At 49.0% G+C, this 10,970-nt stretch carries 10 protein-coding genes; 4 read left to right on the forward strand and 6 right to left on the reverse strand.

Annotated elements, in window-relative coordinates; all coding sequences use genetic code 11:
• Both IPL17_RS00005 and IPL17_RS00010 read right to left on the reverse strand, forming a co-directional pair.
• The coding region (locus IPL17_RS00005) for a HEAT repeat domain-containing protein (RefSeq protein WP_345305014.1) at positions 1 to 633 on the reverse strand (633 nt) is incomplete at its 3' end.
• Positions 634 to 727: 94 nt separating this feature from the next.
• Positions 728 to 904: a hypothetical protein gene (locus IPL17_RS00010; protein ID WP_345305015.1), complete on the reverse strand. Its 177-nt coding sequence runs from the start codon at positions 902 to 904 to the stop codon at positions 728 to 730.
• Between the two features lie 268 nt (positions 905 to 1,172).
• Here IPL17_RS00010 and pdhA point away from each other — a divergent pair, with 268 nt between their 5' ends.
• The 3 genes from pdhA (at position 1,173) to IPL17_RS00025 (ending at position 4,444) form a co-directional block, all read left to right on the forward strand.
• Complete coding sequence (gene pdhA, locus IPL17_RS00015) at positions 1,173 to 2,129, forward strand: pyruvate dehydrogenase (acetyl-transferring) E1 component subunit alpha (RefSeq protein ID WP_345305016.1); 957 nt, start codon at positions 1,173 to 1,175, stop codon at positions 2,127 to 2,129.
• Positions 2,130 to 2,210: 81 nt separating this feature from the next.
• On the forward strand, positions 2,211 to 3,185 hold the full coding sequence (locus IPL17_RS00020; protein ID WP_345305017.1) for an alpha-ketoacid dehydrogenase subunit beta: 975 nt from the start codon (positions 2,211 to 2,213) through the stop codon (positions 3,183 to 3,185).
• On the forward strand, positions 3,185 to 4,444 hold the full coding sequence (locus IPL17_RS00025; RefSeq protein WP_345305018.1) for a dihydrolipoamide acetyltransferase family protein: 1,260 nt from the start codon (positions 3,185 to 3,187) through the stop codon (positions 4,442 to 4,444). The genes IPL17_RS00020 and IPL17_RS00025 overlap by 1 nt, the downstream gene beginning before the upstream one ends.
• A 78-nt stretch (positions 4,445 to 4,522) precedes the next feature.
• On the opposite strand, the gene IPL17_RS00030 is transcribed toward IPL17_RS00025, so the two are convergent.
• On the reverse strand, positions 4,523 to 6,127 hold the full coding sequence (locus IPL17_RS00030; protein WP_345305019.1) for a hypothetical protein: 1,605 nt from the start codon (positions 6,125 to 6,127) through the stop codon (positions 4,523 to 4,525).
• Positions 6,088 to 7,446, reverse strand: coding sequence for a hypothetical protein (locus IPL17_RS00035; protein WP_345305020.1), 1,359 nt, complete (start codon positions 7,444 to 7,446; stop codon positions 6,088 to 6,090). The genes IPL17_RS00030 and IPL17_RS00035 overlap by 40 nt, the downstream gene beginning before the upstream one ends.
• 783 nt (positions 7,447 to 8,229) lie before the next feature.
• Between IPL17_RS00035 and IPL17_RS00040 the strand changes: the two genes are divergently transcribed.
• Entirely contained in the window at positions 8,230 to 8,655 is a 426-nt protein-coding gene (locus tag IPL17_RS00040) for an OsmC family protein (RefSeq protein WP_345305021.1), read from the forward strand.
• Between the two features lie 66 nt (positions 8,656 to 8,721).
• Here IPL17_RS00040 and IPL17_RS00045 read toward each other — a convergent pair whose 3' ends face one another.
• Together IPL17_RS00045 and IPL17_RS00050 are read right to left on the reverse strand one after the other, a co-directional pair.
• Positions 8,722 to 9,918 carry a PLP-dependent aminotransferase family protein gene (locus IPL17_RS00045; RefSeq protein WP_345305022.1) on the reverse strand — a complete coding sequence of 399 codons (1,197 nt, stop codon included), beginning with the start codon at positions 9,916 to 9,918 and terminating at the stop codon, positions 8,722 to 8,724.
• 62 nt (positions 9,919 to 9,980) lie between these two features.
• On the reverse strand, positions 9,981 to 10,970 hold the full coding sequence (locus tag IPL17_RS00050; protein ID WP_345305023.1) for a hypothetical protein: 990 nt from the start codon (positions 10,968 to 10,970) through the stop codon (positions 9,981 to 9,983).

A 10,970-nucleotide genomic window follows, 5' to 3' on the forward strand; every position in this document is an offset into this window, starting at 1 on the left:
AATGGCAATCAATAAATCTGCGGCGGCTTCCTCTTGTTCAAACCACCAGGATGAATCGCGCAAGGCCTCCATCAAGAACGGCAGCGCAGCGGGATGTTTTGTATCACCCAATGCGCGCGCCGCAGACCGTCGCACGTCCATGATCGGATCATCCAGCAAAATAGTTGTAATGTCATCAAATGTGGAAGGGACGCAGAATTTTGCAACGGCAACACAAGCCGCATTGCGGACTTCGCTTTCCCTGTCCTTGAGAAGAGGCAAAAGAGCAGGCAGGACTTGAACATCACCAATATTCGCAAGGGCAAGCGCGGCAGGCGAACGGACGGTAAAGTATTCACCTTTTAAAGCGTCAAGTAACGCGGGGATGGCGGTTTTATCTTTGCTAATACCCAATATTTCGACAACTCTTGCGCGGATGATCGGATGCGCTGTCGAAAGCGTCTTGGTCAGCAAGGGTGTGGCGGAAGGGATCCGGGCGAGAATCTGATAGTACAGGAGCAGCCCAAGTCTTGAGTCTGAAGCGCATCGATCAATGGCGGCACGGAGTCTGCGCCCAGTTGGATCAATTCCTTGCGGCGGCATCCCGCTTCGTGGAATCCGTAAGTTGGGTGACGAGTCTTTTTGCTTCACCATGCGCGCCGCCTGTAAACCAGTTCATATTTTTATTGTATCTTAAAAAAATACTCCCCGCCTGGCAGCAGAGAGTGGATTATCTGAAAGCCGGTGTTTAGAGGTCTTTAACCAAAAGAGCAACCACGAGCAAAGCAAACCCGATGAACAAAAGCCAGAAGGCTTCGATTGGAAGCAGGGTAAATACACCTAAAAAGCTGAATAGACCAAGCAGGCCTAAAGCGACTGAGATCCAGAAAGTGATTTCCTTGGGCGGGGTGAGTTTAAGGTTCATGATTGATTCTCCTTGAGATAATAGATGATGTTTGTAACGAATTCTGTAATTTCATTCTAGTGTAAAAATCCGACGACCACACCCACCAGCTGGCGGATTTTCTTCTCGTACACTTGGGGGAGAATTGGAAAGCTGATCTTGAACTCTCAAAAGCCTATCATGTTCAAAACTGGACTAAATTTCTCTGATATAATGCCGTGTTTGCTTATTAAGCACAACGCCAGAGGTATTCTGGTGTTATTTTTGCAATCTTTTAGCGGAGCGAATAATGAAGAAAGAACAACAATTAGATCTGTATCACCAAATGGTTTTGATCCGCCGCCTGGAAGAACGCGGCGCGGAGCTATATCAGGCCGGCAAGATCGGCGGCTTTATGCACTTGTATATCGGACAGGAAGCAGTGTCAACTGGTTTGATCGCAGCTCGTGAAGAGCGGGACCGTGTCATCACTGCTTATCGCGATCATGGTGTGGCGTTGAATTGTGGCATTTCTGCCAATGAAGTGATGGCAGAATTACTTGGCAAAGCGACAGGTATGTCGAAGGGCAAGGGCGGCTCGATGCACATGGCGGATACCTCCAAGAATATGTGGGGTGGACATGCTATTGTGGGCGGGCATCTCCCCATCGCTTCAGGCTTCGCGATCGGCGATCAATACGCTGGCAATGACAATATCACCATCTGTATGTTTGGCGATGGCGCGACCAATATCGGATATTTCCATGAGGCATTGAATATTGCCAAGACATGGAATTTGCGTGTATTGTGGGTTTGCGAAAACAATCAATACGGCATGGGAACCGCAGTTGACCGCGCATCAGCTGTGACCGAGATCCGCCAGAAGGCTGAAGGTTATGGCATGAAGAACGGCCAGGTGGATGGAATGGATGTGATGAAAGTCTATGAAGCTTCAAAAGAAGCGATGGAATTCATCCGCAAAGAAAGCCAGCCCTTCCTGCTTGAGATTGATACCTACCGCTTCCGTGGACATTCCATGGGCGATCCGGAACGCTATCGCAAAGCCGAAGAAGTAAAGAAGTGGCAGGAAAATGATCCGATCGGAATTTTCAACAAGCAATTGATCGAGAAGAAGATCGCCAGCGCCAAGGCTTTGGATGAGATCGAAGCACGCGTGGAAGAGGAAGTGCAAAAGGCGGTTGAATTCGCCGAGGCAAGTCCCGAACCTGCGATGGAAGAGTTGTTTACGGATATTTACGCGGATTAATTAACCACAAAGGAGACAAAGGGTCACAAAGGTTTTTCCTTCGTGTACCTTTGTGACCCTTCGTGGTAAAGGAATTACAACATGGCAAAAATCACAATGCGCGAGGCGATCTCGCAAGCTCTTATGGAAGAAATGGACCGCGACCCCAAGGTATTTATCATGGGTGAAGAGGTCGGCGTTTGGGGCGGCACCTATGCCGTGACAAAAGGCTTTTATGACAAGTACGGCGCGGCGCGCGTCAAAGATACCCCCATCGCGGAAAACGCCATCATCGGCGGCGCGATCGGCGCAGCGATGGTTGGTCAACGCCCGATCGCGGAATTGATGACCATCAACTTTGGTTTCTCTGCAATGGACTACATCGTCAATCAGGCGGCGAAACTGCATTACATGTTCGGCGGACAGTTCACCCTTCCGATGGTCATTCGTGCAGTCGGCGGCGGCGGACGTCAGCTTGGCGCGACACACTCCCAAACTCCCGATGCCATCTTCGCGCACTTCCCCGGCCTCAAGGTCGTCAGCCCTGGAACGCCAGAAGATGCCAAGGGTCTTTTGAAATCAGCTATCAGGTCGAATGACCCGATCCTTTTCATCGAACACGCCACCATGTACCAGGTCCGCGGCGAAGTGCCTGAGGGCGAGTACACCATTCCGATCGGCAAATCCAAAGTGCAGCGCGCTGGCAAAGATGTGACCATCGTCACGTATTGCAAAGGTCTTGAGCTTTCGATGAAGGCAGCGGAAGAATTATCCAAACAAGGAATCGAAGTTGAAGTCGTTGACCTTCGCACCCTGCGCCCGCTCGATATGGAACCCGTGATCGAATCGTTCAAGAAAACAAATCGCGCGGTCGTCGTTGAAGAAGGATGGAAATCCTACGGCGTCGGCTCCGAGATCGTCAGCCGCATTTACGAAGAAGCATTTGACTACGTCGACGCGCCCATCATCCGCGTGGCGCAAAAAGAAGTACCGCTCCCCTACAACCGCACGCTCGAACAAGCCGCGCTCCCGCAGGTGGCTGACATCACGGCGGCGGTAAAGGAGGTTTTGAAATAATGGCCGAAACAATTTCCATGCCCAAACTCGGCTTCGATATGGCCGAGGGTTTGCTCGTCCGTTGGGTGAAACAAGTCGGCGAGACCATCAACAAAGGCGATGTGCTTGCCGAAATTGAAACCGACAAAGCCACCGTTGAAGTTGAGTCTTCCGCAAGCGGTGTTGTCCTGCAGCTCATCGTCGATCAAGGTACGATGGTTCCCGTCAATGCACCGATTGCGGTTGTGGGTGCCGTGGGGGAAGTTATCAGTGGTCAGTTGACAGTGGACGGTGGACAGTCGAAGGTCGAAAGTCAAAAGTCTGCGGATGAAAAGACTGCGCCTCAATCCGCGCCGACAATTGCCCCTGTCACTCAAGCATCTGCTCCGCTGGGAACGGGTCCTGTCAAAGCCAGTCCGCTCGCAAAAAAAGTTGCGCGTGACCAAAAAGTGGATTTGTCCAACATAAAAGGCACTGGCCCCGGTGGACGCATTGTCCGCAAGGATATTGAAGCCGCACTTTCCAGTGGACAGTCATCGGTGAGCAGTGTTTACCCCACACAGCCAATTACCAATTACCAATTTCCAATTACTCACGAAGACAAGGTTGTCCCCACCACCAAACTCCGCCAAGCCATCGGCCGCAGACTGGTCGAGTCCAAGACAACCATTCCACATTTCTATGTGACACACGAATTCAAAATGAACGCGTTGATGGATATGCGCAAGCAGGCGAATGCGTTTTTACCCGACAACGAAAAAGTGTCGGTCAATGACTTTATTCTCAAAGGCGTTGCACTCTCACTTCGTCAATTCCCCAATTTGAACGCCACTCTCAAAGGCACAGACATCATCCAGTTCGGGCATGTCAATGTCGGCGTGGCAGTCACCGTCCCGGGCGGATTGATGACTGTCGTCGTCAAAGACACAGACCAAAAGACATTGCGCCAGATCTCTGGTGAAGTCAAAGCCATGGCAGGCCGCGCCCGCGAAGGCAAGGTCAAGCCCGAGGATGTGGATGGCTCGACCTTCTCCACCTCCAACCTCGGGATGTACGATGTCGAAGAATTCATCGCCATCGTCAACCCGCCCGAAGCTGGAATTTTGGCGATCAGTTCTGCCAGAGAAGTTCCTGTTGTGGAAAATGGTGAGTTGAAAGTGGGCTGGAGAATGAAAGCCACCATCTCCGTTGATCATCGCATCAGCGACGGAGCCGAAGCCGCCCAGTTCATGCAAGCGCTGGCTGGGTTTTTAGAAAATCCAGTGAGGATGTTGGTGTAGAAATGCAAATCTCCGAGTTCTTAGGAACTCGGAGATTTTTTACGATATTACACTCGGAAGTAAACTTTCAATGCAAACTTACTTTTGTATGTAATACTCAATCAGTAAATGCGGGCGATCTTTTTGCTCTTGATAATCTCCACTGAAGAAATTTATATAATCATTGCCACGATCATTATTATCGTCCAACTGGAAGCCTAGGCGGAGCTGAGTCGAACTGGTCAGGTTGATGTAGGGAAAAGCTGTTCCGTCCAACATCGCCCAGTACCATCCACCGACAGGATTGTTATGAATTAAACCTACTGCCAGCATATCTGCAGGTGCTTGAAAATCTGTCAGCTGCAATGACCAAAAACCTATATTGAAATTACTAAAGAATCCCTTGCGAATATCTATCGAGATATTTTGGTGGGTAGTGAATGGATCGGTTCCAACCACATTTTGCTGTTTAATCATCAGAATAACCTGTGTCACTACAGCATTATCCGGCAGGTAGTATGTTGGGAAATGCAATATTGAGCGGAATTGACGATTCTTGGAATCGTCACCGAGTTTAATAACATTGGCACTCGAATTCCTTGAACCACCCTTGTTACTATTTTCGCTTGATTCAAGCACCCAGCCATCATTCGAACCCGTGGATCTAAAATCTTCGGAAATAAATTTATTTATTAAATATGCTTCACCCATGCTAAAACTTCCATTGCCTACGCCCAATCCGCCCAATGGATTATTTGCAGAATCCATGACGCTGTCATAATCGATCAGGTCAAGCCGAAGGGTGCCATTGCCGCTGCCGGTCGCGACGGTCACTGTATAAGTATTGGCAGAATCGTTCACATTTGTGATGGAAACGCCTACCACCCTATCAGTTGTGGTCAAAATAAAATCGCCAGCATCCACACCACTGACCGCCTCAGAAAAAGTCACATTGAAATGGACACTATCTGCATTTGTCGGATTCGCATCAGTACGCAGGCTGCTGATCACAAAAGGAATGGTCTTGTCGATCGTGTAGTTTTCACCTGAGATGAAATTTCCATTACCAGCACCTGGTCCGCCCAGAGGGGAGCCCGAAGCATTCAGGATACTATCGTCATCAATCACATTCAAGTGCAGATCCCCGTCACCGCTACCGGTATCGACTGTGACCGTGTACGTGTTTCCGGAACCGCTCACATTCGTCACAAGAACGCCGCTAAAGCTGCCAGTGGTGGTCAGGGAAAAATCGCTTGGGTCGACACCGCTGACAGCCTCTGAGAAGTTCACAGTGAAGTTAACACTCGCTGCACTTGTGGGATTGATATTAGCCCGCAGACTGCCGGTAACATTCGGTATGATCGGGGCGCTTTTGTTGATGGTATAAGTCTCGCCCGTGGTGAAGTTCCCGTTGCCTGCACCTGCCCCTCCGAGCGGATTACTCATGTTATCCAGAATACTGTCATCATCAATGAGATCCAGCCACAGGGTACCATCACCCATGCCGGTGTTGATCGTTACGGTGTACGTTGTTCCGGGTGTGTATTGATCCTCTCTGGGATCAATGGCTGTAATGGTCGCGCCTGATATGTTGCCTGTAGTGGATAAAACAAAATTACCTAGTCTGACCGGGTAGACCAATTCAGAGAAGGACACCGTGAAGCTCACAGTCTCAGCAGTGGTGGGGTTGGGATCGGTGCGCACAATGTTCGCGACGGTGGGTTGTTCTTGTCGATCTGATAAAGTTTCCCTGTAAAATCCCCGTTACCCGTGCCGACACCACCCAATGGATTAAGAGCCGTATCCATAATGCTGTCATTATCAACGACATGCAGCCGCAGTCTGCCATCGCCTGTGCCGGTGTCAACAGTAACAAAATATTCAACTCCGGACCCACTGACTCCTGTAATGGAAGCGCCAAATATGCCTTCAAGCATATCCAGAGAAAAATCATCCACGCTAACACCAGTAACCGGCTCTGAGAAGATCACAATAAACGACACACTAGCGTGGGTGGGATAGGAACACACCGGTGTAGAAAACCCGCACTCCGGAGTGACTGAGGCCACGCTCGGATTGCGCTCGGGTCCATATACGATCTCGCGGACGAAAACATCTGTGGCACCATTCGTGTCACCGCTGACAAGGTTGCTGGCGCCAGAGGAGAAGGCGACGATACTTCCGTCAGCGGAGAGCGATGGTCCGCCAGACGAGCTATTGCCCCCTTCTGCCTTAATGGATGCACCCGTCTGCAAATCGCGGACCCAAATATTCATGATCCCATTATTGTCGCCTTTATCGTAGAAGGGGAACGCAACCAACCGACCATTCCTGGAAATTGTCGGTTGGTCAAATAAGCCTACTGTCAGGATACTCCCATCTGAAGCGACTGAAGCGAGAGTGGTCTGTCCGATCTGGTGGTCGTGTATGTAGACAAGGTTTTTGCCTCTATAGTCATTGGCTCTGGGATCAAGATTACCAGAATCAGATAAGAATACAACATAGCGTCCATCCCCCGAGATGGATGGACTGCTTCCGCCCCCATCTGCCTGCTCTCCACCAGTATTGATCGAGACGCAGGTTGTACTTCCCGTTTGAAGATCGTACACGAAGATATCCCTTTTGCCATTCGTATCCCCTGCAACCATGTTCATAGCGCCAGAGGAAAAAGCCACGTATCGTCCATCATCAGATATGTCCGCCGCGTTGGAGCCTCCATTAGCTTCAATTCCCATCGAATCAACCGAGATGCGCCTTGTTTGGCCGGTTTGGCGGTCGCGCACGAAGATATCTCCCAAATTATTCGTATCCCCGCTGACAAGATTTGTTGCCTCAGAGTGGAATGCTATCATCCGTCCATCGGCGGAGATTGAAACATTATCCGAATAGTAATTAGCCTGTGCACCGCTCGAGTCAACTGAAATGAGGGTTGTTATTCCAGTTTGTGTATCTCGAACAAAGATATCGCTTTCTCCATTTGTATCTGCAACGACAAGATTTGTCGCATTCGATTCAAAAGCCACATAACGCCCATCGCTTGAAATAGCCAGAGTTCCCCCCGAGTCGCCATTCGACTGTGCGCCGGTTCCTGATGCAAGAGAAACGCGGATCGTCGGCGGGAGTTAATCCTGCAAGTAAGACAAGCAGCATAATAAAAGCAACAACCCGCGCTATGAATTTTAAGTGTCTAGGATTCATTCTTTTCTCCTACTTGGGAATCATCAATGTTCGCTGGCAACTTAATTTACGAACAAGGTTTCCACAGTCTAAATCGGAGGCCGCTCATCAGCAAAGCATACGGACTATCTGCCTGCGAAGGCGCAAAACTTTAGTTTTTATTTCCCCGCTGCTCGGCTAAACTCCTGCGTTAATTGCACTACAAAAAGGAGAGTGACCTTATATAAATATTAAATCACAAAATCGGAAGATAAACAATCCATACCCTTTATTGGCATCAAACTGTAACTATATTTGGAGCGGAAATACTTGTATGTTTATTTGACTAATCTTTCTCGAGAAAACATCTTTGGTGTCGAAGGCAAGACGATATAAATTGCGGCATGTTGGCGTTCCAATCTGATTTGATTCCTGCATTATCTTATGAAAAGAGTGAGTTGAAAGTGGGCAGGAGAATGAAAGTAACAATTTCGGTGGATCATCTGCGTCAACGATGGAGACTAAGCCGCGCAGTTCATACAAGCACTGGCAGGCTTTCTTGAAAATCCTGTTTGAATGTTGTAAAATCAAACTCCAGGCTTGTTTAGGCTCGGAGTTTTTCAAATTTTATGCATAGAAAGGAAAATAATATGGCAACTAGAAATGCGGATGCAATTTGGACTGGTTCTTTGAAAGAGGGTAAAGGAACCATGAAGTTTGGTACCTATGAAGGCGTTTATACCTGGTCATCTCGATTTGAAGATGGTCAAGGCACAAATCCCGAGGAATTGCTCGGCGCAGCGCACGCAGGCTGCTTCTCCATGGCGCTCAGTTCCGGTCTCAGCAAGAATGGCTTCACACCCAGGCAGGTACAAACACAGGCACAGGTCACACTTGAGGTGATCGATGGCAAGAGCCGCATTACCAAGATCCACCTGACCACTGAGGCGGTCGTACCTGATATCAGCGATGAAAAGTTCCAGGAGATCGCTGCCGCCACAAAGGAAGGCTGTCCCGTTTCTGCAGCGCTGGCAAGCACGCCGATCACATTGACCGCCCGCCTTTTATCCGCGTAAAAGAAAAAATACTGGCACAAAAATATCCGAAGTCTTTGCGGCTTCGGATATTTTTATTTTGCCATTTTATATCTTTGAACGTATCACAGCAGACAGGCATTCCATTCCGATCTGTATATTTTCAGGTGTGACACCGCCAAAGCTAACTCTCATACAGTTGTTGTGGATGGGCTGTCCTTCCACAAAGAATTCCCTGCCCGGCATATAGGCAACTTTATGCTGTTTTGCCTCTTCCAGCATGGAAGTTGTATCCACATGCGCAGGCAATTCAACCCAGGTGAACAAGCCGCCGTCCGGGTAAACATAGTTCAGCCTTTCAGGCAGCATGGACTTGATGCAGTCCATCATCACATCGCGGCGCTCACGATGAATGTCTCGAATCAATTTCAGGTGCGGCTCGAACAACCCGCGGTTGAAGAACTCAGCACATAGGATCTGGGTGACTACATTTGTGTGTGAATTGGTGGCAGTTTTGGCATCATAGAATTTTTTGATGATCTCCTTCTCCGCATATACAAAACCCAAGCGCGAGCCCGGTGAAAAAATCTTAGAGAAGCTGTTGGCATAAATCGTATTACCGGTCTGATCAAAGTACTTAATTGGCGGCAATACATCTCCGCTATATCGCATCTCGCTGTAGGGATCATCTTCTAAAATGACAATATCATAGCGGCTGCCCAATTCCGCAAGAGCCTTGCGCCGTTCCAAACTTGTTGTCCGCCCGGAAGGATTCTGAAAAGTGGGAATTACATAGATCATTCTGGGATGATGCTGTTTGATCTTTGCTTCCACATCTTCAATGACCAATCCTTCGTTATCTGTCTCACAGGCGATACATTGGGCTTCGAACATCCTAAAAACCTGAACAGCTTGAACAAAGGTGGGCGACTCGACCAAAACAACATCGCCTGGTTCCAGATATAAATTACTGACCAGATTCATGTTTTCCATGCCGCCGGATACAATCATGACATTTTCCATGTCAGCTTGAAGTCCTTTGGGGAGCAAAAGCCGGTCTATGGCGGCCTGACGAAGGTCTGGAATGCCGATGGGATTCCCGTATTGGAGAGCCTGGACCCCGCGACGGTCCCTTGTAAGCACTTCATTGGCAATACTGTGGATCAACTCCACCGGAAGCGCCTCTTTTGCCGGAGCGCCCCCGCCAAAGGAGATGGTATCCGGGTCGGTCATCGATTCAAATAGATATCGGATCACATCCGCTGTTGATTGCATATAAGCCATACGATTGGCGAATCCCGGCATAAAATTTATTTCTCTCCTTTATGGGCAACTGGAATTTTTTCTTTTAGCGTACAGATTTTTTATTACGGCAGATAATACTTGACAAGTAATTGTGGACGATCGGCTGCGTTTTTTGCATTTCCGGAGAAGAACATCAAGTAATCGTTATTTCGATCATCGTTATCGTCGATCTGAAAACCGAGACGGATCTGCGTCTCTCCAATCAGATTTATGAACGGAAAAGCGCTACTATCCAATACAGACCAATACCAACCTCCAACCGGGTTGCCTTGCATAATGCCGATCGAATATGCATCAGCAGGGGCCTGGAAATCTGAAATCTGCAAAGCGCCGATGCTAAATGGACCAAAACTGCCAAAAGCGCCTTTACGAATATCCAGTGAGATATTCTTGTGTGTGTTGAACGGGTCTGTACCGAGATTCCCCTGTCTCTTGATCATTAGGATGACCTGGTCAATGACCGCATTGTCGGGCAGGCCGCCGGTAGGAAATTGTAAAATAGCACGATACATACGGTCACGAGCGTCATCGCCGAGGATAAATGTAGCTGCATTGGAGTTTTTTGTACCACCTTTATTGGTATTTTCATTTGATTCAAGTATCCACCCGTCGTTTGCGGCATTGGAGTTGAAGACGCCGCTTACTATGGTGACTGGGGGTCTGTAGACTGTGTACATTTCTCCCAAAGTAAAATTGGCATTACCGACCCCAGATCCGCCCAACGGTTTACCTGAGGCATCCAGAACGCTGTCATTATCTACGAGGTCGAGACGAAGATTGCCAATTCCGCTCCCGACAGCGACAGAGGCTATGTAAGAATTGCCAGTTCCACTCACGGCTTGGACGGATGCGCCGGTCAGACCATCAGTCATGACCGGCATAAAATCCCCGGAATCCAAACCGCTGACGGTCTCAGAGAAAGTCACCATATAACGCACTGTGTTACCAGAAGCCGGGTTGGGGTCGGCGCGTAAAATGCTGATAGCTACCGGCGCGGTCTTATCGATCGTATACACTCCACCGCTGATAAAGGTCCCATTACCTGCTCCCAC

The organism is Candidatus Villigracilis saccharophilus (genome assembly GCF_016711665.1).